Genomic DNA, 25,651 nt, shown 5'->3' with positions numbered 1-25,651 from the left:
CACAACTGGCCGGAAGCAGCTCAGAGCTGGCCTACATCGGTGACGCGGACGACGGCACGGCCCTCGGCGTCCGAGGCCGCGAGGTCGATCTCCGCGCTGATGCCCCAGTCGTGGTCGCTGTTCGGGTCGTCGAAGATCTGGCGGACGCGCCACAGTCCGTTCTCCGGCTCCTCCTTGATGACCAGCAGCTTGGGGCCGCGGGCATCGGGACCGGTGCCCAGGTCGTCGTACTCGTCCCAGTACTTGTCCATCGCCTCGCCCCAGGCGTCGGCGTCCCAGCCCGACTCGGCGTCCATCTCGCCCAGCTCCTCGACCTGGTCGAGAGCGGCCAGTTCCACACGGCGGAACATCGCGTTACGGACCAGGACCCGGAAGGCGCGCGCGTTGGCGGTGACCGGCTTGACCTCGTCGGCCTTCTCCTGGGCCTCTTCGGCGGTCATCTCCTCCGGGTTCGCGAGCTGCTCCCACTCGTCCAGCAGGCTGGAGTCCACCTGGCGCACCATCTCGCCGAGCCACTCGATGAGGTCCTGCAGGTCCTCGGACTTCAGGTCGTCCGGGATGGTGTGGTCGAGGGTCTTGTAGGCGCTGGCCAGGTAGCGCAGCACGATGCCCTCGGTGCGGGCCAGCTCGTAGAAGGACACCAACTCCGTGAAGGACAAAGCGCGTTCGTACATGTCGCGGATGACGGACTTCGGCGACAGAGGGTGGTCGCCGACCCACGGGTGGCTCTTGCGGTAGGTGTTGTACGCGTGGAAGAGCAGCTCCTCCAGCGGCTTCGGGTACGTGATGTCCTGGAGCCGCTCCATGCGCTCCTCGTACTCGACGCCGTCCGCCTTCATCGCGGCCACGGCCTCGCCGCGCGCCTTGTTCTGCTGGGCGACGAGGATCTGCCGCGGGTCGTCCAGGGTGGACTCGACGACGGACACCATGTCGAGGGCGTAGGAGGGCGACTCGGGGTCGAGGAGTTCGAACGCGGCGAGCGCGAACGTGGACAGCGGCTGGTTGAGCGCGAAGTCCTGCTGGAGGTCGACCGTGAGCCGGACGATGCGACCCTCGGCGTCCGGCTTGTCGAGCTTCTCCACGATTCCGCCGTCGAGCAGCGAACGGTAGATCGCGATCGCCCGCCGGATGTGCCTCAGCTGCTGCCTGCGCGGCTCGTGGTTGTCCTCCAGAAGGTGACGCATGGCCTCGAACGCGTTGCCCGGGCGGGCGATCACCGACAGCAGCATCGTGTGCGTCACCCGGAAACGCGACGTCAGCGGCTCCGGCTCCGACTCGATCAGCTTCTGGAACGTGTTCTCGGTCCAGCCGACGAAGCCCTCCGGCGCCTTCTTGCGCACCACCTTGCGCCGCTTCTTCGGGTCGTCGCCCGCCTTCGCCAGCGCCTTTTCGTTCTCGATGACGTGCTCGGGCGCCTGCGCGACGACGAGCCCCGCCGTGTCGAAGCCGGCCCGGCCGGCCCGGCCCGCGATCTGGTGGAACTCACGGGCCCGCAGGGTGCGGACACGGCTGCCGTCGTACTTGGTCAGCGCCGTGAACAGCACCGTGCGGATGGGCACGTTGACGCCCACACCGAGCGTGTCCGTGCCGCAGATGACCTTCAGCAGACCGGCCTGGGCGAGCTTCTCCACCAGACGCCGGTACTTGGGCAGCATGCCGGCGTGGTGCACGCCGATGCCGTGCCGGACGTAACGGGAGAGATTGCGGCCGAACTTGGTGGTGAAGCGGAAGTTGCCGATCAACTCCGCGATCTGGTCCTTCTCCTCACGCGAGCACATGTTGATACTCATCAGCGCCTGAGCCCGCTCCACGGCCTGTGCCTGCGTGAAGTGCACGATGTACACCGGCGCCTGCTTGCTCTCCAGCAGGTCGGTGAGCGTCTCGGTGAGCGGCGTGAGCTGGTACTCGTAGGAGAGCGGCACCGGGCGGGTCGCCGAGCGGACCACCGCGGTGGGGCGGCCGGTGCGGCGGGTGAGGTCCTTCTCGAAGAAGGAAACATCACCCAAAGTGGCCGACATCAGGATGAACTGCGCCTGAGGCAGCTCCAGCAGCGGGATCTGCCAGGCCCAGCCGCGGTCGCCCTCGGCGTAGAAGTGGAACTCGTCCATGACGACCTGGCCGACGTCCGCGTCCTTGCCGTCGCGCAGCGCGATCGAGGCCAGCACCTCGGCGGTGCAGCAGATCACGGGAGCATCGGCGTTCACGGAGGCGTCGCCGGTGAGCATGCCGACGTTCTCGGTGCCGAAGAGCTTGCACAGCTCGAAGAACTTCTCCGACACCAGCGCCTTGATCGGGGCCGTGTAGAACGTGACCTCGTCCCGGGCCAGAGCGGCGAAGTGCGCACCGGCGGCGATCATGCTCTTGCCGGAGCCGGTGGGCGTCGAGACGATCACGTTCGCCCCGGAGACCACCTCGATCAGCGCCTCCTCCTGATGCGGGTAGAGGGTGAGGCCGCGCTCCTGGGCCCACGACTCGAAGGCTTCGTACAGGGCGTCGGGGTCGGCGGTCGGCGGCAGCTGATCGATGAGGGTCACGCACCCATCTTGCCTGGCCTCGTCCCCGAGAAGGGAATCGGCTGGGGGCACGAAGATCACGGCCGCTACGCTGTGACGCCGACGCAGGGTCAGCGCACCAGGTCAACTGGACAGCGGCACACGAGGAACGGGGCGGGAAGCGGCCATGATGGGACCAGCACACTCACTGTCGGGGGCCGCGGCCTGGCTCGGCGTCGGAGCGGCCGCCGCCGCAGCGGGGCGCCCGATGCCCTGGCCGGTGCTCCTCGTCGGCGCTCTGATCTGCGCCGGCGCCGCGCTCGCCCCGGACCTCGACCACAAGGCGGCCACCATCTCGCGGGCCTTCGGGCCGCTCTCGCGCTGGACCTGCGAGGTCGTGGACAAGCTGTCGTACGCCGTCTACAAGGCGACCAGGATGAAGGGCGACCCGCGCCGCTCGGGCGGCCACCGCACGCTGACGCACACCTGGATCTGGGCTGTCCTGATCGGGGCCGGCTGCTCGGCGGCAGCGATCACGGGAGGCCGCTGGGCGGTGCTGGCGATCCTGTTCGTGCACATGGTGCTGGCGATCGAGGGGCTGCTGTGGCGGGCGGCGCGCGGCTCCAGCAGCGATGTCCTGGTCTGGCTGCTGGCGGCGACCAGCGCATGGATTCTCGCGGGCATCCTGGACAAGCCGGGCAAGGGCTCCGACTGGCTGTTCACCGCGCCGGGACAGGAGTACCTGTGGCTCGGCCTGCCGATCGTCCTCGGCGCCCTGGTGCATGACATAGGGGACGCGCTGACGGTGTCGGGCTGCCCGATCCTGTGGCCGATCCCCGTGGGCCGCAAACGCTGGTATCCCGTGGGGCCGCCGAAGGCGATGCGGTTCCGCGCCGGGAGCTGGGTGGAGCTGAAGGTGCTGATGCCCGTGTTCATGCTGCTCGGCGGAGTGGGCTGCGCGGCGGCCCTCAACGTGATCTGAGGCAACCGTCACCCGACCCGGGGCACCGCTTCGGATCAGGTCACGTCGCCTGCGTCGGCCCCGCCGTACCGGCGCTCGAAGCGGGCGATCCGGCCCTCGGTGTCGACGGTGCGGCCGTGTAGAAGGGGTGGCTCTCCGAGGAGATCTCCACGTCGATCACCGGGTAGGTGCGGCCGTCGTCCCACTCGATGGTCTGCTCGCTCCGCGCGGTCGAGCGGGTCAGGAACGCGTATCCGGCGGCGCGGTCACGGAAGACCACGGGGTGATAGTCGGGGTGCTTGTCCTCCTGCATGGCGGCTCCTCCTGCGGGTCAGCCGGACAGGGAGTCCTCGTCGACGATGTGCATCGCGGCCTCCTCGGCGGAGGCGGCGGCACCGTCGATGCCGACGTCGGTGGCGACGAGGGCCGCCTCCTCGTCCTCGTGCGCTCCCTCGTCCGGGGCCACCAGCCGGCCGGAGCGGAGGTGGCCGACCTCGTTGTCCAGGAGTTCCCCGTCGGTTCCGGTGCAGTCGCCGAGGCCGTCGCCGTCAGGCGTGTCGAGGTCGGGCAGTTCCTCGGCAAGCCGCTGGTCGAGGCTCTCGCCCGCCTGGCGTTCGGCCGCCGTCACCCCGCGGTGCTCCACTGCCCAGGGGCGCTCCGGAGGGGACCAGCCGCGATCGAGCGGGTCGTTGACGCCGTCGAAGTCCAGTGTGTCCTCGACGTCGAGCACCCCCGAGTCCTCCCGGATCTCCGAGGGATCGGGCTGGTAGACGTCGTCCCCCCAGCCGTCGGCGCTGTCCACGAGTACCTCCAGGTGGTGAGGACGGCCATGCCACCGCGACGGGCGGCGGGCCGTCAGCACGCGCGACACGAGGGTCACACGCCGCGGACCGGATGGTTCCGTGGCGTTCCCCGAGCCTGTGCCGTTCTCCAGCCTTCCACCCTTGCTCGGCCCCGCGCAACGGCACGGCCGCCGCTCAGGCCCACCACTCGAACACCGGCACCCGACAGCCCCCACCACGCACCGGCCGGCCCTGCCCGACCCCCCAGACCGCGGGCGGCCTCCGGCGAACGCCGGGCGCGACCGCCGTCGGACTCCCGTGAACGCCGGGCGCGACCGCCGGCGGCCCTTACCGCAGGCAGCCCCGCCACAGCCCGCGCTTCCTGGGCGCTTGCGGAGCCCGCCGCACGCCGTGCCGCCGCGACCTGGCTGCCCAAGCGCCGGCAGGTCCCACGGCCCCTCGATCCGCTGGGCCCGGCCGCCACGCCCGCCGTCGGACTGCAGCGACCACCGGGCGCGCCCGCCGTCGGACTCCAGTGAACGCCGGGCGCGACCGCCGGCGGCCTTCACTTCACCGCACGCCGCCCCGCCACAGCCCCGTGCCCCCCAGCGCCGGCAGACCCTGCCGCACGCCGCCCCGCCCCGACGCGGCCGCCCCAAGGTGCGGCCGTCGCGGTCACCGCGCCCGGCGGTGCTGTTCCGGGCAGGGTCCGCGAAGCCCCCAGGGGAGCGCGGTGACCGGCGTTGTGGGTGGGTGCCGCGCTGCCGTACCGGTCGGGGGCGGATCCTCACCCGTGCCAGGACCGCCACAGCGCGGCGTACGCGCCGTCCGCCGCGACCAGCTCGTCATGGCTGCCCAGCTCGCTGATGCGGCCGTTCTCCACGACGGCGATCACGTCGGCGTCGTGGGCGGTGTGCAGGCGGTGGGCGATGGCGACCACCGTGCGGCCGTCCAGGACGCGGGCCAGGGAGCGTTCCAGATGCCGGGCCGCGCGCGGGTCGAGCAGCGAGGTCGCCTCGTCCAGGACCAGGGTGTGCGGATCGGCGAGCACCAGCCGGGCCAGCGCGATCTGCTGGGCCTGTGCCGGGGTCAGCGTGAGACCGCCGGAGCCGACCTCGGTGTCCAGGCCGTCGTCCAGCGCCCGCGCCCAGGCATCCGCGTCGACCGCGCCCAGGGCGGCCCACAGCTCGGCGTCCGTGGCGCCGGTGCGGGCCAGCAGGAGATTGTCGCGCAGGGAGCCGACGAAGACATGGTGTTCCTGGTTCACGAGGGCGACGTGCGAGCGGACGCGTTCCGCCGGCATCAGGGACAGCTCGGCGCCGCCCAGGGTGATCCGCCCGTCCCGGGGTGCGTAGATCCCGGCGAGCAGCCTGCCGAGGGTGGACTTGCCCGCGCCCGACGGGCCGACCAGGGCCAGCCGGGTGCCCGGGGCGACCTCCAGGGACACCTCGCGCAGCACGTCCACGCCCTCGCGATAGCCGAAGCGCACCCGGTCGGCGTGCACGTCGCGTCCGTCCGGCGTCAGCGAGGCGTCCCCGGCGTCCGGCTCGATGTCCCGCACACCGACCAGACGGGCCAGCGACACCTGGGCGACCTGTACCTCGTCGTACCAGCGCAGGATCAGGTTCACCGGGTCGACGAGCATCTGTGCGATCAGCGCACCTGTGATCAGCCGGCCCACCCCGATCCAGCCGTGCAGGACGAACACCCCGCCGACCATGAGGACCGAGCCCAGCACGATGACGTGCACGGCGTTGATCACCGGGAAGAGCACGGACCGCAGCCAGAGCGTGTACCGCTCCCAGACCGTCCACTCCTTGATCCGCCGCTCCGACAGGGCGACGCGGCGGTCGCCGAGCCGGTGCGCCTCGATGGTGTGACCCGCGTCCACCGTCTCGGCGAGGGCGGCGGCGACCGCCGCGTACCCGGCGGCCTCGGAGCGGTAGCCGGAGGGCGCCCGCTTGAAGTACCAGCGGCACCCTGCCACCAGCACCGGCACGGCGAGCAGCACGGCGGCCGCCAGCGGCGGCGCCGTCACCACCAGCCCGCCGAGCAGCAGCAGGGCCCACACGACGCCGATGGCCAGCTGGGGCACGGCCTCACGCATCGCGTTGGCCAGGCGGTCGATGTCGGTGGTGATGCGGGAGAGCAGGTCGCCGGTGCCCGCCCGTTCCAGCACGCCCGGCGGCAGCCCGACCGAGCGGACGAGGAAGTCCTCGCGCAGGTCGGCCAGCATCCGCTCGCCGAGCATCGCGCCTCGCAGCCGTACCTGTCGTACGAACGCCGCCTGCACGGCGAGCGCGAGCACGAACAGACCGGCGGTCAGGCCGAGATGAAGCTCCCGGGCGCCGTCGGACACTCGCTCGACCAGGCCGCCGAGCAGGTACGGACCCACCATGGACGCGATCACGGCCACCGTGTTGACCGCGATGAGCAGCAGGAAGGCCCGGCGGTGCCGGCGGAACAGCTCGGTGACGTAGGCCCGTACGGTCGCCGCCGCGCCGACGGGCAGGGTGGTGGCGGTCGTCGGGGCCGCCGGGTCGTACGCCGGTGGCGCAACGCCGATCATGCGCTCTCCTCGATCTCTTCCCGCTCCTGCCGCGCGCCCACCAGTGCACCCTGGTCGGCCGCGGCCAGTTCGTCGTCCGTCTCCCGCGTGACCACGGCCCGGTATCGCGGCTCGCCGTCGATCAGTTCGCGGTGCACGCCGACCGCCACGACCTCGCCCTCGTGGACCAGGGCGACCCGGTCCGCGCGGTCGAGCAGCAGCGGTGAGGAGGTGAACACCACCGTCGTGCGCCCGGAGCGCAGTCGGCGCAGTCCGTCCGCGATCCGTGCCTCGGTGTGTGAGTCGACCGCGGAGGTCGGCTCGTCCAGCACCAGCGCCTCGGGGTCGGTGATCAGCGACCGGGCCAGCGCGAGCCGCTGGCGCTGGCCGCCGGACAGGGAGCGCCCGCGCTCGGTGACACGGGCGTCCATCGGGTCCGCGGCGTCCAGCGATCCCTGGACGAGCGCGTCCAGGACGTCGCCGCACTGTGCCGCGTCCAGCGCGTCCGCGGCCCGTACGGTTCCGGAGGCGGGGACGTCGAGCAGCTCGCGCAGGGTGCCGGACAGCAGCACCGGGTCCTTGTCCTGGACGAGGACGGCGGTACGGGCGGTGTCCAGGGGGAGTTCGTCGAGGGGCACGCCGCCGAGCAGCGCCGAGCGGCCCGGTTCGGTGGGATGGCCGCCCAGCCGCTCCGCGAGCCGGCCCGCCGCGTCCGGGTCGCCGCAGACCACGGCGGTGAGACGGCCGGCGGGAGCCAGCAGACCGGTGCCGGGGTCGTACAGGTCGCCACCGGGGACCTCGGCCTCGCGGGTGCCCTCGGTGGCCGTGGACCGCTCCAGCGACAGCACCCGGGCCGCCCGTTTGGCCGACGGGCGCGAGAAGGAGTACGCCATGGCGATCTCCTCGAAGTGCCGCAGCGGGTAGTTGAGGATCATGACCGCGCTGTAGACGGTGACGAGTTCGCCCACGGTGATGCGGCCCTGTCGGGCCAGGTGGATGCCGTGCCAGACGACGGCGATGAGCAGCAGTCCGGGCAGGAGTACCTGGATCGCGGAGATCAGCGACCACATCCGGGCGCTGCGCACCGCGGCGTGCCGTACCTCCTGCGAGGCCCGGCGGTAGCGGTCGAGGAACAGCTCCTCGCCGCCGATGCCGCGCAGTACCCGCAGTCCGGCGACCGTGTCCGAGGCCAGCTCGGTGGCCCGGCCCGCCTTCTCGCGCTGTACGTCGGCGCGGCGCGTCGCACGGGGCAGCAGCGGCAGTACCGCGAGGGCCACCACGGGCAGTCCGACGGCGACGACCACACCCAGGGCGGGCTGGTAGAGGAGGAGGCCGGCACAGACCACGACGACCGTCAGCGCGGCCGCGGTGAACCGGGAGACGGCCTCCACGAACCAGCCGATCTTCTCGACGTCACCGGTGGAGACGGCCACCACCTCGCCGGCGGCCACCCGCCGGGTCAGGGCGGAGCCCAGTAGGGCGGCCTTGCGTGCCAGCAGTTGCTGGACGCGGGCGGCGGCCGTGATCCAGTTGGTGACGGCGGCCCGGTGCAGCAAGGTGTCACCGAGGGCGATGCCCGTGCCGCACAGCAGCATCAGACCACCCGTCAGGGCGAGCCGGGTGCCGGAGCGGTCGACGACCGCCTGGACGGCGAGGCCGACGCAGAAGGGCAGGGCCGACACGGAGACGAAGTGCAACAGGCCCCAGGCGAGCGACTTCAGCTGTCCGCCCAGCTGGTTCCGCCAGAGCCACCACAGGAGTCGGGGGCCCGAACGTGCGTCGGGGACGCCCGGATCGGAATACGGCAGGTCTTGAATCTGCATGACGTCCCAGTGGCTCGTGTCAGGGCAGGGGGAAGCGGCGATGAACGCGGACAAGCCGTGACAGGTTGGCGTCGCAGAGTGGTGAATTTCAAACGGTTTTCCTCGACCGCTATCTGAATCCACCGGCTTCAGGCCACCATGGCCCGGTGCACATGGAGATCGACAACGTACGGCGGCGTGGGACGGTCGCGGTGGCGGCCTTGGGAGCGCTCTTCGCCACCCTCACCGCGTGCGGCGGCCCCGCATCCGGCCCCGCGCGCACCGCTGGAGCGCCGGCGCCCGCCGGCCGGCCGGCGCAGAGCCCGACCGTGTCCTCGGTTCCCACGACCGACCCGACCCGTATCCCCGGCGTCGGCGCCCGCCTCCGCCGGCGGATCCCCGCCGGCTCCCGCCAGATCGTGGCCGTCTACGGCGAGGGCGCGAACTCCGCCGACTCCAGGCTGGTGCTGTACACCCGGCGTGGTGCCGGGTGGCACTCGACGGGCAGTTGGCCCGCCCACAACGGGCGGCACGGCTGGACCGCCGACCACCATGAGGGGGACCAGCGCAGCCCGGTCGGTGTGTTCACCCTCTCCGACGCGGGCGGTGTGCTCCCCGACCCGGGCGCCCGACTGCCGTACGACCACGACGTAAGCGCCTATACGCCGCCGGCCGACTGGGACGAGGCGCACCAGCACGACTTCGACTACGTCATCGCCATCGACTACAACCGCCTCCCCGGCACCCCGCCGCGCGACGCCGGCCGTCCCTGGGGTGCGGGCAAGGGGGGCGGCATCTGGCTGCACATGGACCACGGCAGCGGCACCTCGGCTTGCGTCAGCGTCTCCAAGCAGGCCATGGAAGTCCTGCTGCGCACGCTCGACCCGGCGCTCGATCCGGTCGTGGTGATGGGGGACCGGGCGGAACTGGCCGCCTAGCGCGCGGCCGGGTCGTCCGTGGGCGCCGACGGCGGTCCCGCCGCCGCAGAGGTACTGTCGACGATGTCCACGTCACTGGCCCTGACATAGGCGAGCCGGTGGCCGAACTGGATCTCGTAGTACCCCTCCTGGCCCTTCACCACCGGGTCGGGTGTGTCGACGATGGACGACCGGGGGACGTACGAACTGCGGACGAGGGCCTGTGTCACATACCGCTGTCCCGCCCGCAACCGGTAGGGCAGCGGCGATTCGGGCTCCCCCTCCACGCCCTCGGGGTAGGCGTCCTCCTCCGGAAGGGCACGCCCGTACACCGGGATCTCGTCCAGGCCTTCCCTCGGGGTCACCATGTGGCCGCTCGCACCGACGGCCGTCGGGTGTTTCGCCGGGTTCCTGAACCATGCTCTGTGGCCCTGGAACCAGATCGCCGTCCAGTCGCCGCTGCGGTCGGCGACGGCGAAGGACTGCCCTGCGGACACGCGGGAACCCAGGTCGTTGACGTCCTCCGTGGACGGGTCGCCGTCCGGCTTGCGGCCGGGATCCTGGATCAGCGGGGCGTTGTCGTCCGGTCGCGTGTGGAGGCGTACGGCGCTGGAGCCGTGCGGCGCACACGGCTGACCGCTGCCCTTGCACCCGGTGAACCGTGGCTTGTGGATGGCGTAGTCCGGCAGGATCATCACCATGTCGCTGTCCGGACCGGCCGAGGCCCGCAGCGGCGCGCCGAGCAGGTCGAAGTAGTGCCGCCAGTCCCAGAAGGGACCGGGGTCGTCGTGCATGTCGGGGATGGAGTCGTCGGTCGGCGCCGGTACGTTGTCGTGGCCGATGATGTGCTGCCGGTCGAGCGGGACCTGGTACTTCTTCGCCAGGTAGCCCACCAGGCGCGCCGAGGCCCGGTACATCGGTTCCGTGTACCACTTGCCGGGCTGGGCGAGGAAGCCCTCGTGCTCCACGCCGATCGAGCGGGCGTTCACGAACTGGTTGCCGGAGTGCCAGGCCTCGTCCTTGGTCCTCACATGCTGGGTGATGTGGCCGTCGCTGGAGCGGATCGAGTAGTGCCAGGACGCCTCCGTGGGATCCTGCACCGTCTTGAACATGTTCGGCAGATACGCCTCGGTGTCGTGGATGACGATGTAGTCGATCTTCTGGTCGACAGGCCGGTTGCCGAGGTCGTGGTTGCCGTAGTCGCCGTCCTCGTCGATCTCCTCGTACGGCGCGCTGAGCCAGTCGCAGGCCAGCTCCGCGGGGCACTCGACCTGCTTGGGCCGCGGCGGGGCCTGTGCCCGTGTGACGTGGGGGCGTACGCCGGGGTTGGGGGCGAGGGTGACGTCCTGTCCTTCGGCGGTGGTGCGGTGCGCCCCCTTGCGGATCACGTCGAAGACATCGTTCGCGTACGTGGTCGCCGCCGTGATGTCACGGGTGCCCGGGTAGTGCTGCACCGCCTCCCACCAGTCCGCCGGGTTGTCGCTGAGGGGCTTGCCGAGCTGGCGTTGCGTGGCGGCCAGGATCGCCGCGCCGCCGCGGATGTTGGCGGTCGGATCCGTCCGCAGGCGCTCGGCCGGGACCTCGATCAGGCGTGCGGCGCGGTCCAGGTCCGCCGGCTGGACGGTGTGACCGGGCGACGGGGTGGCCTCGGGTGCGGCAGAGGTTCCGGCCGCCCCCGCGTGCGGCCGGATGCCGGCGCCGTTCTCCGCCGAGCCGGCTGCCGCTGCGGGAGCCTCGGTCCGGCTGGGGTCCACCAGGTGCATCGGCCCGTAGCCGCCCGCGACGCTCGGGGCACCCGGATGGGTGTCCCAGCGCGTCTGCATGTAGGACACGCTCATGAGCACACTGCGCGGCACGTGGAACTCGCGGGCGGCCTCCGCGAAGGTGTTCTGCAGCTGCTGGTCCGGGGTTTCGTCGTCGGCCAGTGGGATGAGCAGCAGCGGCACCAGCACCGCCGCCGACGCGATCACGCAGGCTGCCCGGCGGCACTCGCGCAGGGAGTTGGGAACACGTGGGGCGGCGGGTCTTCTCATTGCACGGTTCTCCAGACATGTCGTCACCACCAGAACACAGGGGGTTGTCCTGGACGCCACCCCTGGTACGTTTCCGTGCCTTCCGCGCCGTGTCGCGCCAAGCGTCACCGGGGTGGCCGAGCGGCCGGGCAGGGGCCACTCGGTCGGCGGCGTGCCGGCTCAGTCCTCGACCGGGTCCACCTGCCAGTCGGGGTGGCCCGGCATGGGCGGGGTGTGCGGCCCGTACAGCCACGGGGTCAGGAACGGGCTCAGGTCCTCGCCCGCGACCTGCGACGCGAGTGCGATGAAGTCCCGGGTGCCGGCCGCCCGGCCCTGATACGCCGTCACCCAGGAGCGTTCGATCCGGCCGAAGGTCTCCGCGCCGACCTTCTCCCGCAGGGCGTACAGCACGAGCGCCGAGCCGTCGTAGCGCATCACCTTGAACAGCGTGGACTGCGTGGGCTCGGCGGGCGCCCCCTCGTCGTGCCGCCACTGGTCGTGCTGTTCGTAGGCCGCCCGCATCGCGTCCGTGAGGCTGATGCCGCCGTGCTCGGCCGAGTACAGACGTTCGTAGAAGCGGGCGTGACCCTCGCTCAGCCAGAGGTCGGCCCAGCGCCGGACGGCGACGCTGTCACCCGTCCAGTGGTGGGTCAGCTCGTGTACGAGGTTGCGCTCGGCGTCGACCCGGTCGCCCAGCAGGTCGTCCTTCGGTACGACGGACAGCGACTGTGTCTCCAGTGCCACCGGCAGGTCGGTGTCGCCGACCAGTACGCCGTAGCGGCGGAACGGGTACGGGCCGAGCCGCTGTTCCAGCCAGGCGAGATGCTCCGGGGTGAGCGAGCGGAAGCCTTCCGTGTCGCCGACCAGGTCGTCCGGGACCACGTCCCGGACCGGAAGTCCGTGCGGACCGGTGCTGTCGGCGAAGGTGAACCTCCCGATCGCCATCTGGACCAGCTGTGCCGCGATCGGCTGTTCGGAGTCGTAGGTCCACCGGACGCGTCCGTCGGGTTGCCGGACGGTGCCGACGAGGCGGCCGTTGGCCGCCGCACTGATTCCGGGCGGTGTGGTGATGCGGAAGGTGACGGGCGCCCGCAGGCTCGGGTGGTCGTTCGCCGGGAAGATCAGTTTCGCGCCGTCGGGCTGAGCGCAGACCAAGGTGCCGTCGGCGGTGGGCACCCAGCCGTAGTCCTGGATCGCATCGTCGCGGTGCCGGCTCTGCCTGGGGTCGGCGGTGTAGGTGACGTGCACGGTGAAGGTGCTGCCGAGGGGGATGGGGCGCGCCGGGGTGACGACGAGTTCGTCGCCGTCGCGTACCGCGGTGGCCGGCGCCCCGTCGACCGTGACCCGGTGCAGCGTGTTGCCCGCGAAGTCGAGGTCGAAGCGGGACAGGGACTGCGTGGCGGTGGCGCTGATGGTGGCGCCGGCGGCGAACGGCGTCCGCGGCGCCCGCCAGTCGAAGTCGAGCGTGTAGCGGCGGACCGTGTAGCCGCCGTTTCCGGCGAGCGGCATGAGCGGGTCGCCGATGCCCGGTGCGCCGGGGGAGGGCACCGGGCCCGAGGAGGCGGCCGGGCCGGGGGCGGGCGAGCGGTGGGCGCCGTGCGAGGACAGGGCGGCGAACGCGGCGGCACCGGTGACGGCAACGGCGAGGGCCAGGGACAGGGTCACGCGAGGGGTGCGGAGGACGGGGCGGGGGCGCCGGTGCCGGGACTCGCGGCGCGAGGACCCCGCTGGGCGGCCGGCGGGCATGATCTTCATGACCGCACTATGTCAGCGAGGTGTGCATATAGCACTAAATGTTCCGCTGTGCGGTCAGCCGGTATGCGCTCCCGCCGGACCGGCTCGCGCGGCGACTGTCGTCCGATCTCCTCATTGCGGTGGGTGGTCAACTCCCCGTAGAACACGGCCATGAGAAGACGGATAGTCATGTCCATGCTCGCCGGAGCGACCCTCTTGGCGAGCGCCCTGTTCGGCCCGGGAGCCGCTGCCGCCCAGGCGGCCGACGCTCCGGCCGAGTTCGGCACCGACTGGCACGACCCGGTCACCGCGGCGCCGCCCGTCGACCTGCCGCACACCCCGTCCTGTCAGGTCACGCTCGCCGACGCCCAGTTCCGCGACTTCACGCCGTACCGGGGCGCGTACACCCCGCCCCAGGACTGCGGCGACCGTTGGAGCAAGGTCGTCCTGCGGCTCGACGGCAAGGTGAAGGGCCGTCAGTACGACCGCCTGGGCTATCTGCATGTCGGCGGGGTCGAGATCCTGCGCACCTCCACACCGGAGCCCTCGCCCGACGGGATCGAATGGCACGTCGAGAAGGACGTCACCCGGTACAGCGACACCTTCCGCAGGGCGCAGGACGTCGAAATGCTGATCGGCAACGTCGTGGACGGCACCTACACCGGTGTCATCGACGTGCACGTCACCCTGACCTTCTACGCGGGCCGTCCCGCGGAGCGGACCCCCGACCGCGTGCTCACCCTGGCCGACACGCCCGACGGCACGACCCTCACCACGCCGCGCAACAGCGAACGGATCGTCGCCGAGGTGTACGCGACCGGTTCGGGCGGCGGCTGCGAGGAGTTCTGGTATCTGACGGTGGCCGACCCGGCGTCGTACTCCTGCAAGGCCGATCACGGCCCCTACCGCGAGGTGCAGATCAAGGTCGACGGCCGGCTCGCCGGAATCGCCGCGCCCTTCCCGAACGTCTGGACCGGCGGCTGGTCCAACCCGTTCCTCTGGTACGTCCTCCCGGCACCGGGAGCCTTCGACGTCCGCCCGATCGCATACGACCTCACGCCTTTCGCGGGTCTGCTCAACGACGGCCGTCCGCACCGTTTCGAGGTCTCCGTGGCCGGTCTGCCCGCGGGCCGGCCGGGCTGGAGCGCGCCGGTCAACGTCCTGGTCTGGCAGGACGCGCACCGTGACCGCGTCACCGGCGCGCTGACCGCGGACCGGGCGACGGACATCGCCAACTCCTCCGTGTACACGCCCGGTTCGGAGAACCGTGTCGCCACCGACGCCGGACACCGGCTCACCGTCTCGGGATACCTCGACACCTCGCACGGCCGTGTGACCACCACCGTCACCCGGGCGCTCGCCAACACCTCCGTCCACCGCTGGACCGACGGCGAGAACATGGACGGACTGGACGCGACCTGGTCCGACGACCAGACGGTCACCGTCGGCGGACACGGCCCCGCGCGGACGACGCACACACACCGGACGTACACCATGAACGGCGCGACCACCATCGGCACCGACGACCGGCTGCGCACCGTGCTGACACTCGGCGACCGCGCGTCGGTCGTGGAACTGCAAGGCGGCCGGCGCACCGCGTGGTCGCGGCTGGACGACACCTACAACGGTGACGCGGCGTACACCATGAACGTCCCGCGCGACCAGCGGCACGCGGTCGGCACGTCGAGCGAGCGCTACCGGCTGTACGGCTCCGACGGCTGCTACGACCGTTCGCTGGCCACGGCTCAAGGGGCGCTCACGGAGGACCGCTACCGCTGTTGAGCACGGCGATGTGGCATGCGCCACGGTGATGTGAGCGGCTGTGGCACGGGCGTCACCGTGGGGATCGAGCGGGCCTTCGGATGAACGCCCGTGCCGCAGTCCGCATCCGTCCCTGCCGCGACGCGTCGCACGCAAGCGGCCTCGGGGTCATCAAGAGCTGTCTGGGCACCAGTGGTGTACGGCCCGCCGCGCTGTACGCCGAGCCCGGGGCGGTGGGTTCAGCAGCGCTGGCCGCCGTCCCCCTCGATCAGGGTGTCCAGCAGGACACCGAGCACCTGGCGTTCCTTCTCCGTCAGCGGAGCGAGGATCTCCTCGGCCGCCGAGCGGCGCGCGCCGCGCAGCTCGCGCAGGGTCGTGCGTCCCTCGTCCGTCAGCTCGATCCGCGTCACCCGCCGGTTCGCCGGATCCGGCGCCCGCCGTACCTTCCCGCTCGCCTCCAGACCGTCGACCAGTGTTGTCACCGCACGCGGCACCACCTCCAGACGCTCGGCCAGGTCGGCCATGCGCGGCGGGGAAGCGTAGTGCGCGAGGGTGCGCAGCAGCCGGGACTGGGCCGGAGTGATGCCCAGGTCGTGGCGTTCCAGATGGCGTTTCTGGATGCGGTGCACCCGGCGGGTCAGCCGCAGCAACTGCTCGGCGAGCAGGCCGTCGGGGTCGGGGATGGTCATGCGGGAACAATATCAGGATGCCGTTCATTGTGAGTATAGGTAACAATGAGCTACGATCCGTTCGTCACCGTCGGCCGATCCCTGTCCGGCGCCCGTTCACCTCCGTAGGAGCCCATGCACCCCGACCGTGAAACGTCCTGGACCCCGCCTGCCGACGCCAAGGAACAGCCCCGGCAGGTGCGCCGCATCCTGAAGCTCTTCCGTCCCTACCGGGGCCGGCTGGCGGTCGTCGGCCTGCTGGTCGGCGCCTCCTCCCTGGTCTCGGTGGCCACGCCGTTCCTGCTCAAGGAGACCCTGGACGTCGCGATCCCCCAGGGCCGCACCGGTCTGCTCAGCCTGCTCGCGCTCGGCATGATCCTGAGCGCGGTCCTCTCCAGCGTCTTCGGCGTGCTGCAGACGCTGATCTCGACCACGGTCGGCCAGCGCGTCATGCACGACCTGCGCACCGCCGTCTACGGCCGCCTGCAGCGCATGTCGCTCGCCTTCTTCACCCGCACGCGCACCGGCGAGGTGCAGTCCCGGATCGCCAACGACATCGGCGGCATGCAGGCCACCGTCACCTCCACCGCCACTTCCCTCGTCTCCAACGCCACCAGCGTCGTCGCCACGATCGTCGCGATGGTCGCCCTCGACTGGCGGCTCACGATCGTCTCGCTGCTCCTGCTGCCCGTGTTCGTGTGGATAAGCCGCCGCGTCGGCAACGAACGCAAGAAAATCACCACGCAGCGGCAGAAGCAGATGGCCGCGATGGCGGCCACCGTCACCGAGTCGCTCTCGGTCAGCGGCATTCTCCTCGGCCGCACCATGGGCCGCTCCGACTCGCTGACCGCGTCCTTCGCGGAGGAGTCCGAGCGCCTGGTCGACCTGGAGGTGCGGTCGAACATGGCCGGCCGCTGGCGCATGGCCGTGATCACGATCGTCATGGCCGCGATGCCCGCCGTCATCTACTGGACCGCCGGTCTCGCCCTCCAGTTCGGCGGCCCGAAGGTCTCGCTCGGCACCATCGTCGCCTTCGTCTCGCTCCAGCAGGGGCTGTTCCGCCCGGCTGTGAGCCTGCTCGCGACCGGCGTCCAGATCCAGACCTCCCTCGCCCTCTTCCAGCGCATCTTCGAGTACCTGGACCTGCCGGTCGACATCACCGAGCGCGAACGGCCCGTCCGTCTCGACCAGGTCAAGGGCGAAGTCCGCTTCGAGGGCGTCGAGTTCCGCTACGACAACGACGACAGGACCCGCCCCGTCCTCGACGGCATCGACGTCACCGTGCCCGCGGGCGGCAGCCTCGCCGTCGTCGGTCCGACCGGCGCCGGCAAGTCCACGCTCGGCTATCTGGTGCCCCGCCTCTACGACGTCACCGGCGGCCGCGTCACCCTGGACGGCATCGACGTCCGGGACCTCGACTTCGACACCCTCGCCCGCGCGGTCGGTGTGGTCTCGCAGGAGACGTACCTCTTCCACGCCTCGGTCGCCGACAACCTCCGCTTCGCCAAGCCGGACGCCACCGACGAGGAACTGCGGGCGGCGGCCAGGGCGGCGCAGATACACGACCACATAGCCGCGCTCCCCGACGGCTACGACACGGTCGTCGGCGAACGCGGCCACCGCTTCTCCGGCGGTGAGAAACAGCGCCTGGCGATAGCCCGTACCATCCTGCGCGATCCGCCGGTCCTCATCCTCGACGAGGCGACCAGCGCGCTCGACACCCGTACGGAGGCCGCCGTCCAGGAGGCGATCGACGCCCTGTCGGCGGACCGGACCACGATCACCATCGCCCACCGCCTGTCCACGGTCCGCGGCGCCGACCAGATCGTGGTCCTCGACTCCGGGCGGGTCGCCGAACGCGGCAGTCACGAGGAGCTGCTGGAGCTTGACGGGAGGTACGCCGCGCTGGTGCGCCGGGACGCCCAACTCGAACCGACGAGCTGAGCGCAGATCGAACCTCGTGCTGAGCGCGGCCGGAACCCGTGAGCTGAGCGCGGCCGGAACCGACAAGCTGACGCTGTGCCCGACAACTGCATATGTACCGGATTTAGAGCGATATGCGTATTACCGTTCCCGCATGCAGACGAAGATTCCGTCACGAGGCACGATGCGACTGACACGCCGGGGCAGACTCGCCCTCCTCGCGGCCGGCGCCGTCTTGGTCGGCACCGCCGTGGCGGTGCCGCTGCTGACGCTGGACAGCGGCCCGAAGGAGCCGCCACCGCCCACCGCGCTGGTCGTCCCGGAAGGCTGGCGCGCAAGCCAGGTGTACGACGCGATCGACAGGGCCCTCAGGCTGCCCCCGGGCAGCACCCGCAAGTCCATCGGGAAAGCCGGCCTGCAGTTGCCCGGCGAAGCCCAGGGCAACCCGGAGGGCTATCTCTTTCCGGCGACGTACCGCATCGAGAAGGGCGCGACGCCCGAGTCGTTGCTGCGCTCGATGGTCGACACCGCCAACAGCGAGTTCAATGCGGCGCCAGTTGCGGCCGGGGCGCAGCGCAACGCGATGAACGTCTACCAGGCCGTCACCATCGCCAGCATCGTCCAGGCGGAAGCGGCGACGCAGGCGGACATGGGGAAGGTCGCCCGGGTCGTCCTCAACCGGCTGGAACGCGGGATGCCGCTGCAGATGGACTCGACGATCAACTACGCGATGAACCGCAGCACCGTCCGCACCAGCCAGGACGACACCCGGATCGAGAGCCCGTACAACTCCTATCAGCGCATGGGCCTGCCGCCCACACCGATCGACAACCCCGGCGAGGAGGCGATGCGCGCCGCGCTCAACCCGACGCCGGGCGACTGGCTGTACTTCGTCACGGTCAAGCCGGGAGACACCCGTTTCACCTCCGACTACCAGACGCACCTGCGCAACGTGGCGGAATTCAACGCCGTGCGCCAGGCCGCGGGGCAGGGACAGGGCCAGAGCCCGGGTCAGGGTCCGGACGGGTCCGGAGCCTCGCAGCCTTCGGTCCGCTGACCCGGCGGAAGGTCACGCGGCGACCGGCTGTTCCTTCTCCAGCAGCCGCCTGATGTCCCGGACGGCCGCGCGGCCCGCACGGTTGGCGCCGATGGTGCTGGCCGAGGGGCCGTAGCCGACGAGGTGGACACGCGGATCGGCCACCGCCCGGGTGCCCACGATCCGGATCCCGCCGCCAGGCTCGCGCAGCCGCAGCGGACGCAGATGGTCGAGCGCGGCCCGGAACCCTGTCGCCCAGAGGATCACATCGGCGTCGATGCTCCGTCCATCGTTCCACGCCACGCCGTCCGGGGTGATCCGGTCGAACATCGGCTGCCGGTCCAGGACCCCGTCGGCGAGCCCCTGCCGAACGGCGTCGTTGAGGGGTAGCCCGGTGACCGAGACCACACTGCGCGGCGGCAGCCCCTGGCGCACCCGTTCCTCCACCAGTGCGACGGCGGCCCGGCCCGTCTCCTCGTCGAAGGGCCCCTCGCGGAACACCGGAGGCCGCCGGGTGACCCAGGTGGTCGCGGCCGCGTACGGGGCCAGCTCCAGCAGGTGCTGGGTGCCTGAGGCGCCGCCGCCGACGACCACGACCCGCTGTCCGGTGAACTCCTCGGGTCCGGCGTACTGCGCGGTGTGCAACTGCCGTCCGTGGAAGGTTTCCTGGCCGGGGCAGTGCGGCCAGAACGGCCGGTCCCAGGTGCCGGTCGCGTTGATCAGGGCGCGCGTCGACCAGCTGCCGTCCGAGGTCTCCACGAGCAGCCGCCCGCCGTCTCCCTCCCGGACGGACTGCACATTGACGGGCCGTCGCACGCGCAGGCCGAAGGTGCGCTCGTACCGGTCGAAGTACGCACCGATCACCTCCGCCGAGGGGCGCGCGGGGTCGGCGTCCGTCAGCTCCATGCCGGGCAGGGCGTGCATCCCGTGCACCTTGCCGTACGTCAGCGACGGCCACCGGAACTGCCAGGCGCCGCCCGGCGCGGGGGAGTGGTCGAGGACCACGAAGTCGCGCTCCGGCTCGAAGCCGGTGCGCCGCAGGTGATAGGCGCTGGACAGCCCGGCCTGGCCGGCGCCGATGACGACAACCTCGACCTCACGCAGTTCGTTCACTCTTCTACTAACAGGGGTCTCGGTGCGGATCTTCCCGGGAGCCGGTTGTGGGTTTTCATCTCGTATGTCCTTTTCTCGCGGAGCATGGCCCATGTTCGGCCCAAAGGACAACGGGATGCATGTCGCGCGTCGTCTGGTCCTCGCCCATGCGGGATCATGTGATCATGTGATTACGAGTCGCGACTCGAGTTGACGCGCCTGCTCTACGCTGACTTCGACCGGAGCGTAACGGGCATCTGGGCCCAGCCGTTCCTGCTCACCGCCAAGGTGGATGTGCAAGAAGACGTCATGTCCCGGACTTTCTTGTTCGGCGGGACGGGCATGTGCCGCTGGTCGTCGATGTCAGACCATTTCACCTACAGGTCGGCCGCGGTCGGCCCGGGCCTTTGCCGCTCTCTGGCTCGCGGGCCCGGCTGTCGTTCTGGACGCAACCGCAGCGATGTGGTGGATGCCGCGTTCATCGGCACGCGTCCTCACGGACCCAGCGAGCGAGCCTGGGTGCCGCCCCGTGCCGGCTGCCCGCCTCCAGGTGCTCCGCGCTGCGCATCCGCCCTGCCACGCCACGAAGATGAAGGCGACACGCGGCAGTTCACCCGAGCGGGCAGCCACGAGCGACTCGGGGCAGGTCGGCGTCGCCCATACGGGTGATGCGCACACTGGCCGGATGGAACTCTGCCCCGGTCGCCGCACAGCCACCGATCACTGTGCATAGCGCCATCGGCGTGGGTGTGTGCTGGACATCGGTCGGGGCTGCGGAGTGGCACCGGCTTCGATGCACGGGGGCAGGGGAGCGGGGCCGGTGGCGAGAGCGCGTGCGTCGCCTGGTGCATTTCGGTCACCCCTGTTCCACCCCTTGCCACAGCGGAAGCGAGTCGGTCCAGGATCCGCGCATGCTTGATCATGGCGAGGTCGTAACGCCGCAAGGGCGTACCACCTGCAGCACCCACAGCGCGTGCCCGGCACCGAGCTGCCCGTACAGGACAAAGCGGTGCATATGACTGATGATCGTGTTATGCCCAGGAGTTCCCGAAAGCGTGGTTCAAGGACCGATCCGGATCGCTCCGCGCACCGTGTCTCTGATAGAGGGACCCTCTCGACCGCAGATGAGGAACTGCTGCGCACTCTGTACGCAGAGCACGCAGGAGCCCTGTTTCACTACGTGCTGCGACTGACCTCGGGAGACTGGCAATGGGCAGAGGACGTGGTACAGGAGACACTGCTGCGAGCGTGGCAGCATCCCGCCGCATTCGACCCCGCCCGCGGCCCGGCCCGGGCATGGCTGTATACGGTCGCTCGACACCTGGTCATCGACGCCCACCGGGCCCGGCAGTCCAGGCCGGCCGAGGCCGGCGGCGATGTGCTGGAGCGAGCCGCCGAGCAGAAGCCGGGCAAGGACGAGATCGAGCAGGCACTGCAGAGCTGGGCGGTTGCCGAAGCCGTCCGGTCACTGTCCCCGGACCACCGCGCCGTCCTGCTGGAGACCTACTACCGGGGCCGGACCATGGCGGAGGCCGCACAGGTGCTGGGCATCCCGCTGGGCACAGTGAAGTCGCGGACGTACTACGCCCTGCACGCCCTGCGGCTGGCGCTGCAGGAACGGGGGATCGAGCCATGACCGTGGCGGGCAGGAGGCGGCGACCATGAGTGCGGAGCACGACGCCCTCCGGCTGATGCTGGGAGGCTACGTCTTGGGCACGCTGCCCTCGGCGGAAATGGAACAGGTGCGCATCCACCTCGCGGCATGCACCGAATGCCGGGCCGAACACGCCCAGCTGGCGGGATTGCCTGCGCTGCTGGCGACGGTGACCGAAGCCGAAGCCTCGGGCCAGACGGTGCCGGCGGCCGAAACGGACCTGACCGACCGACTGATGGCACGGGCAGCCGAAAGCGCGCAGGGCTCCCCGCTGCCCGAACGGCCCGCCGCGCCCGCGGTGTCGAAGACCCCAGAGGGGGGTGTGCTGGAGAGGCTGCTCCAGCAGGCTGCGGCCAGGCGCCGCAGGTCTTGGCGTCTGCAACTGGCCGGCGCTGCAGTCTCACTGACGTTCATCGCGGCAGCGGCCGGTGGCACGTGGCTGGCGGCCATCGGATCCGTGGGCAGTCAGGCGAGGCCGCCCGGGCCGACCGCGCCGACCGTCTGGCGCACCTTCTCCGGGAGTGATCCCACCACCGGCGTCTCCGCCTCGGTGAAGGTCTCGCCCTCTGCCTGGGGCAGTGTCCTGCAGATCTCCGCAGGAGGGGCACCCGCCGGAATCACCTGTCGGCTGCAGGCGGTCGGGCCCGGCGGGGCCAGGACGGACGGCGCTACCTGGCGGGCAGGCGAGTACCCTCCCGGCACCACGATCCCAGGAGCGGTCGCCATGGCTCCGGGAGCCATCGAGCACTTCGAGATCCTCGCAGGCAACGGTCAGAAGCTGGTCACCATCCGAGCGTGAGGCCAGACCATGGCGGTCATGTCACTGGGCGGCCGGTCGCCCAGTGGCGTGACGGCAGCAGCGGGGCGTGAGGATTGGTGGCACAAGAGGCCAAGATGACGTCGCGCGCACAGGACGTCCAGCTGATGGTCATGGAAGAGGTTTCTGCCCGTGACACCGGCTGGACGGTCACGCTCGTGATCACCGTAGCCCCTCGATCCCGCCGGACCGCGTGGCTCCGGGATCGGCGGGACCGTCCGACAAGGGCTCGCGGCCGATGAATGTGGCGGCCTCGGAGGCCGGCACCGGCACCTGTACGGCCGAGGGGCTGAGCGGCAGCCGGCGCGCGGAGGCGGCTGATGGCCGAGTCGGCCGCCGCCAGCCGGGAATGATCACCCCCGCCAGGTTGATCAAGGCGAAGGCCATCCGGGTACGCGACCGGCTGGGGCTCTGGCCTGCTTCCGTCACGCGACCTCCGCAGGGGCCGGTCGGCCATCCCGCGCCGGGCCCCGCGGGTGCCGGCCGCGTACACGGGTGACCACGGCTGTGCGAAAGGGGTGCGGCGGCATACATCTCCGCTTCCGCCGGAGGAGGCGAAGACCGACACCCTGGCCCTTCCCACGACGCGCCGACGGTTTCCGGGCCGTGGTCACTCTCGCCCCCGCTCCGTCGAACCGGCCCAGTCCGCAGCTGACTTCATGCATGAGCGGGCCGACGGGGCGCGCACGACTCCTCTTTTTCCCGAAGTCCGTACAACCCGGAGAAGAGGATCCATCACGTCTGCACGCGGAGGACCGCGATCCAGCCGAAATGTAGGCAGGGAACAAAAAAGGCAATTAGCTCGAACCGTCCGGCATGTGTCGTCCGTGGAACTGATTGAGCGCGCCCACGCAGGATCAGGATCCGGCCTGCCGACCACCCCCGAATTGCTTGTGGTCACCCCGTTCCGGTCTCCGCACATCGACAGAAGAGCCAGAAGACCATGTTCGTGACCGACTCCCCCAGCCCGACTTCACTGCTCGGCCGGCCCTGCCGCCGCCATGCACTGCTCACCCTGCCGGCGCAGGAGGCGCACGTCTCCGCCGCTCGTCACTTCGCAGCCGATTTGCTGGAGACCTGGAGTGTGCCCGCGGGTGAGCGGGACTCCGCCGTTCTCATCGTCGACGAACTCGCCGCCAACGCTGCCCAGTACGGCCATGAGCGCATGACCCTGCTGCTCGCCCTCGACCACGAAACTCTGCACATCGTGGTCACCGACTCCGGCGCCGCCGTGGAGCGTCATCGCCCCGGCATCGCCTCCGACGAACACGGCCGTGGCACCGGCATCGTCCAGTCCCTTGCCCAGTCGACCGAGATTCGCCAGACACGCAGCGGCCGCGAAGTCCGCGCCTGCCTGAGGTGCTCGCCATGACCGGGCCGGACGCTCCGCACGAGCTGCCACCTGCCGGGGCCGGCACTGCAGCACAGCGACGGGCCACCGGGGGCGGCCGCGGCGAAGGGCCACCCGACACCCTCGCCGAGTGGTCCTTCGCGACCCACAAGCCGTGTCCCATCGACGGCTGCCCGGGCCCGGCCCAGGTGCCCATGCGGTCCGCGGCCCGCCCATCGGCACTCGATCGTGGCGGCACCCACCACGACACGGTGCTGTGTCAACGCTGCGGCGCCGGCCCCTGCGTACCGGCGGAGGTGTGAGCGTGGACGTCACCCCGAACAGCGGCAAGGGCATCGACGCCCCGCCCCCGCACGAGGCATGTACGCATGCGCCAGATCTGCGCCGCGAGATGCACCAAGTGCTGGCCCCCGGAGCCGAACGCGCCTGGCCGCTACGCCGGAAGGCCCTCATGGGCCGGAGGGCCCTGGACTACCCCGGCCCCGTCGCAGCTGCCGCGGAACCCGCCGGGCAACTCGTCCTCCACGACCGCCGCCATCTCGACCTGGCTGCCGGCTCGTACCACCCCGACACCATCACGCTCGCGTGGCCGACACAGATGAGCCACGCGCATGACCGCCAGTTGTCACAGCCCGCCACCAGCGACAAGGAGCCACAGAACATGGGTGGAAAGCAGAAGACACTCGCCATACTTGCCGGAGCCGCGCTGGCAGCCGGACTCGCCGGCCCGGCCTTCGGGTCCACCACCGCTCACTCGCCGGCCCCGCGCACCGCCGCGACGGGGGCAGGGATGTCGGTCGTGGAGTGGAACCGCGAGCTCGTCACCATCCTCAGCAATCCGAAGGCGCAGCCGTCCACCGTCCAACCCACGCGCAGCTTCGCGCTTCTGCAGGCTGCCGAGTACGACGCGGTGGTATCGATCACCCGGGCCGGCCCCGCCTACGTGTTCTCGGTGACGGCGCCCAGAGGCGCTCGTGCGGACGCCGCAGCGGACCAGGCGGCCCACGATGTGCTGGTCGCCCTTTACCCGGCCAGGCGTGCAGGCTTGAACCAGCGGCTGAGCAGCCAATTGTCCGCGATTTCCGACGGCCCGGGCAAGCAGGCGGGCATTGGTGTGGGAGCGGAGGTCGCCCGCCGGCTGATCGCCCTGCGGTCCAACGACGGATCCTCAGCCGAGCCGCCGCGGTTCCGCCCCGGCGACAAGGCCGGGGACTACCGGCCCACCCCTCCCAATTTCCCGACACCGGTGTTCACCGAATGGGGCTCGGTCAAGCCGTTCGTACTGGCCCACGGACGGCAGTTCCGCCCGGCACCGCCGCCGGCCGTGAGCAGCGCCGCGTACGCCACCTCCTTGAACGAGGTCAAGAGCCTGGGGAGCAAGACCAGCACCACCCGCACTCCCGATCAGACGGCAGCCGCGAAGTTCTGGGCGGCGGCACCCGTATGGAACGTCTGGAACCAGATCACGCAGAACCTCGTCACCTCCCAGAACGCGAACCTGGAGAAGGCGGTGAAGGTCTTCGCCCGGCTCGACCTGTCCCTCGCCGACACCGCGATCGCGATGTACGACGCCAAGTACGCCTACCGCGTATGGCGGCCAGTGACGGCCATCCGGCTCGGCGGTACGCACTACAACCCGAGCATCGTCGGGGATCCCAGCTGGACCCCTCTGCTGCCGACCGCACCGGATCCGTCCTATCCGGGCGCTCACGGCGCTCTCAGCCAGGCTGCGGCAACGACGCTCGCCGGACTCTACGGGGCGCGGCATCATTTTGCGGTGACCTCGAAGGGCGTCACTCGAACCTTCACCGGCTTCCAGGACGCCGCCACCGAAGCGTGGCTCAGCCGGATCTGGTCCGGCCAGCACACCTCCCTCGACAATCACGCGGGCCAGCAACTCGGCGCCCAGGTGGCCGACTTCGTGGCAGGTCGGCTCTGACCGCGCCGCCACGCTACAACCATGCACATGGTTGGGCCGAGAAGCCAGTGGTCCCGGCGCATCGGGTACCACTGGCTCGGGCCACGCTCAGAGGGCGGCCATCCTGCGCGCCGAGGCCCTTTTTCAAAGGTCCTGACGTCCATGCCGGGGATCGGCGTAAGG

18 protein-coding genes and 1 pseudogene are annotated in these 25,651 nt (G+C 70.9%); 9 read left to right on the top strand and 10 right to left on the bottom strand.

Going from position 1 to position 25,651, the window contains the following annotated elements; all coding sequences use genetic code 11:
* Positions 1 to 20: 20 nt before the first annotated feature.
* Entirely contained in the window at positions 21 to 2,534 is a 2,514-nt protein-coding gene (locus tag ACIGXP_RS02445) for a DUF3516 domain-containing protein (RefSeq protein WP_363215350.1), read from the bottom strand.
* A gap of 145 nt (positions 2,535 to 2,679) precedes the next feature.
* Between ACIGXP_RS02445 and ACIGXP_RS02440 the strand changes: the two genes are divergently transcribed.
* Positions 2,680 to 3,474: a metal-dependent hydrolase gene (locus tag ACIGXP_RS02440; RefSeq protein ID WP_363215351.1), complete on the top strand. Its 795-nt coding sequence runs from the start codon at positions 2,680 to 2,682 to the stop codon at positions 3,472 to 3,474.
* Positions 3,475 to 3,509: 35 nt separating this feature from the next.
* Here ACIGXP_RS02440 and ACIGXP_RS02435 read toward each other — a convergent pair.
* The 4 genes and pseudogenes from ACIGXP_RS02435 to ACIGXP_RS02420 all read right to left on the bottom strand — a co-directional run bounded on the left by ACIGXP_RS02435 (position 3,510) and on the right by ACIGXP_RS02420 (position 8,606).
* Positions 3,510 to 3,766, bottom strand: a pseudogene (locus ACIGXP_RS02435) (type B 50S ribosomal protein L31).
* Between the two features lie 18 nt (positions 3,767 to 3,784).
* Positions 3,785 to 4,255, bottom strand: a complete 471-nt coding sequence (locus ACIGXP_RS02430; protein ID WP_363215353.1) for a DUF5709 domain-containing protein — start codon at positions 4,253 to 4,255, stop codon at positions 3,785 to 3,787.
* A gap of 767 nt (positions 4,256 to 5,022) precedes the next feature.
* Positions 5,023 to 6,804, bottom strand: a complete 1,782-nt coding sequence (locus tag ACIGXP_RS02425) for an ABC transporter ATP-binding protein (protein ID WP_399763092.1) — start codon at positions 6,802 to 6,804, stop codon at positions 5,023 to 5,025.
* A complete protein-coding gene (locus ACIGXP_RS02420; protein ID WP_399763090.1) occupies positions 6,801 to 8,606 on the bottom strand; it encodes an ABC transporter transmembrane domain-containing protein in 1,806 nt (601 codons plus the stop codon). The genes ACIGXP_RS02425 and ACIGXP_RS02420 overlap by 4 nt, the downstream gene beginning before the upstream one ends.
* A gap of 152 nt (positions 8,607 to 8,758) precedes the next feature.
* Here ACIGXP_RS02420 and ACIGXP_RS02415 point away from each other — a divergent pair, with 152 nt between their 5' ends.
* On the top strand, positions 8,759 to 9,523 hold the full coding sequence (locus ACIGXP_RS02415) for a L,D-transpeptidase family protein (RefSeq protein WP_399763546.1): 765 nt from the start codon (positions 8,759 to 8,761) through the stop codon (positions 9,521 to 9,523).
* Here ACIGXP_RS02415 and ACIGXP_RS02410 read toward each other — a convergent pair.
* Together ACIGXP_RS02410 and ACIGXP_RS02405 are read right to left on the bottom strand one after the other, a co-directional pair.
* Positions 9,520 to 11,535 (bottom strand): N-acetylmuramoyl-L-alanine amidase, encoded by a 2,016-nt coding sequence (locus ACIGXP_RS02410; RefSeq protein WP_399763089.1) that lies wholly within the window; start codon positions 11,533 to 11,535, stop codon positions 9,520 to 9,522. The genes ACIGXP_RS02415 and ACIGXP_RS02410 overlap by 4 nt on opposite strands.
* Before the next feature lie 159 nt (positions 11,536 to 11,694).
* Complete coding sequence (locus tag ACIGXP_RS02405; protein ID WP_399763087.1) at positions 11,695 to 13,269, bottom strand: M1 family metallopeptidase; 1,575 nt, start codon at positions 13,267 to 13,269, stop codon at positions 11,695 to 11,697.
* 150 nt (positions 13,270 to 13,419) lie between these two features.
* On the opposite strand from ACIGXP_RS02405, the gene ACIGXP_RS02400 reads away from it, so the two are divergent.
* Positions 13,420 to 15,030: a peptide-N4-asparagine amidase gene (locus ACIGXP_RS02400; RefSeq protein ID WP_399763086.1), complete on the top strand. Its 1,611-nt coding sequence runs from the start codon at positions 13,420 to 13,422 to the stop codon at positions 15,028 to 15,030.
* 218 nt (positions 15,031 to 15,248) lie between these two features.
* Here ACIGXP_RS02400 and ACIGXP_RS02395 read toward each other — a convergent pair whose 3' ends face one another.
* A complete protein-coding gene (locus tag ACIGXP_RS02395) occupies positions 15,249 to 15,698 on the bottom strand; it encodes a MarR family transcriptional regulator (RefSeq protein WP_363215359.1) in 450 nt (149 codons plus the stop codon).
* Between the two features lie 114 nt (positions 15,699 to 15,812).
* On the opposite strand from ACIGXP_RS02395, the gene ACIGXP_RS02390 reads away from it, so the two are divergent.
* A complete protein-coding gene (locus ACIGXP_RS02390) occupies positions 15,813 to 17,621 on the top strand; it encodes an ABC transporter ATP-binding protein (protein ID WP_363215360.1) in 1,809 nt (602 codons plus the stop codon).
* A 133-nt stretch (positions 17,622 to 17,754) separates the two neighbouring features.
* Positions 17,755 to 18,657: an endolytic transglycosylase MltG gene (gene mltG, locus ACIGXP_RS02385; protein WP_399763083.1), complete on the top strand. Its 903-nt coding sequence runs from the start codon at positions 17,755 to 17,757 to the stop codon at positions 18,655 to 18,657.
* A 12-nt stretch (positions 18,658 to 18,669) separates the two neighbouring features.
* Here mltG and ACIGXP_RS02380 read toward each other — a convergent pair whose 3' ends face one another.
* Positions 18,670 to 19,749: an NAD(P)-binding domain-containing protein gene (locus ACIGXP_RS02380; protein WP_399763081.1), complete on the bottom strand. Its 1,080-nt coding sequence runs from the start codon at positions 19,747 to 19,749 to the stop codon at positions 18,670 to 18,672.
* Positions 19,750 to 20,743: 994 nt separating this feature from the next.
* Between ACIGXP_RS02380 and ACIGXP_RS02375 the strand changes: the two genes are divergently transcribed.
* Both ACIGXP_RS02375 and ACIGXP_RS02370 read left to right on the top strand, forming a co-directional pair.
* A complete protein-coding gene (locus tag ACIGXP_RS02375; RefSeq protein WP_399763543.1) occupies positions 20,744 to 21,364 on the top strand; it encodes a sigma-70 family RNA polymerase sigma factor in 621 nt (206 codons plus the stop codon).
* A gap of 25 nt (positions 21,365 to 21,389) precedes the next feature.
* Positions 21,390 to 22,181 (top strand): anti-sigma factor family protein, encoded by a 792-nt coding sequence (locus ACIGXP_RS02370; protein WP_399763079.1) that lies wholly within the window; start codon positions 21,390 to 21,392, stop codon positions 22,179 to 22,181.
* Positions 22,182 to 22,361: 180 nt separating this feature from the next.
* Here ACIGXP_RS02370 and ACIGXP_RS02365 read toward each other — a convergent pair whose 3' ends face one another.
* A complete protein-coding gene (locus ACIGXP_RS02365; RefSeq protein ID WP_399763077.1) occupies positions 22,362 to 22,628 on the bottom strand; it encodes a hypothetical protein in 267 nt (88 codons plus the stop codon).
* A gap of 520 nt (positions 22,629 to 23,148) precedes the next feature.
* On the opposite strand from ACIGXP_RS02365, the gene ACIGXP_RS02360 reads away from it, so the two are divergent.
* Together ACIGXP_RS02360 and ACIGXP_RS02355 are read left to right on the top strand one after the other, a co-directional pair.
* Positions 23,149 to 23,571 (top strand): ATP-binding protein, encoded by a 423-nt coding sequence (locus ACIGXP_RS02360; protein ID WP_399763076.1) that lies wholly within the window; start codon positions 23,149 to 23,151, stop codon positions 23,569 to 23,571.
* Between the two features lie 283 nt (positions 23,572 to 23,854).
* Positions 23,855 to 25,489, top strand: a complete 1,635-nt coding sequence (locus ACIGXP_RS02355) for a vanadium-dependent haloperoxidase (protein WP_399763075.1) — start codon at positions 23,855 to 23,857, stop codon at positions 25,487 to 25,489.
* Positions 25,490 to 25,651: the final 162 nt, after the last annotated feature.

This window comes from Streptomyces sp. NPDC053069, from assembly GCF_044546895.1.
Classification (GTDB): domain Bacteria; phylum Actinomycetota; class Actinomycetes; order Streptomycetales; family Streptomycetaceae; genus Streptomyces.
Note: the sequence above shows the minus strand (reverse complement) of the source record. Positions and strands in the feature narration are given on the sequence as shown.